The 505-nt window shown below is 75.0% G+C and carries 1 pseudogene; it reads left to right on the top strand.

The features are described from left to right. Positions 1-44: 44 nt before the first annotated feature. Positions 45-505, top strand: a pseudogene (locus RF650_RS13540) (hypothetical protein); the annotation flags it as partial.

The raw sequence follows: 505 nt of genomic DNA on the forward strand, positions 1-505 counted from the left end.
CCGTGTCCTTGACCGCGGTCGGGAGGGCTCCTAGCGTGTGGACGATGACGGACGCCGACATCAACTTCTACTTCGACCCCACCTGCCCCTTCGCCTGGATGACCAGCAAGTGGGTCCGCACGGTGACGGCCCGGCGTGACTACCGGGTGGACTGGCGGTTCATCTCCCTGCGGCTGCTCAACGAGCACGTGGACTACGACGCGTGGTTCCCGCCGGAGTACGAGGCGGGCCACACGGCCGGGCTGCACCTGCTCCGGGTGGCCGCCCGGACCCGCGCCGAGCACGGGCGCGAGGCCGTGGGGCGGCTCTACGCCGCCCTCGGGGCGCGCAGCTTCGACGCCGACCCGGCGCCCGGACCCGGGACGCCCGGGGAGGACCGCCGCGCCACGCCGGCCTTCCTCGGGCCGGTCCTGGAGGACGCCGGGCTCCCGGCCGGGCTCGCCGCCGCGCTCGAGGACGAGTCCCTGGACGCGGTGGTCCGCGCGGAGACCGAGGAGGCCCTGTC

Source organism: Kocuria sp. CPCC 205297 (genome assembly GCF_040981035.1).
Taxonomy (GTDB): Bacteria; Actinomycetota; Actinomycetes; order Actinomycetales; family Micrococcaceae; genus Kocuria; species Kocuria marina.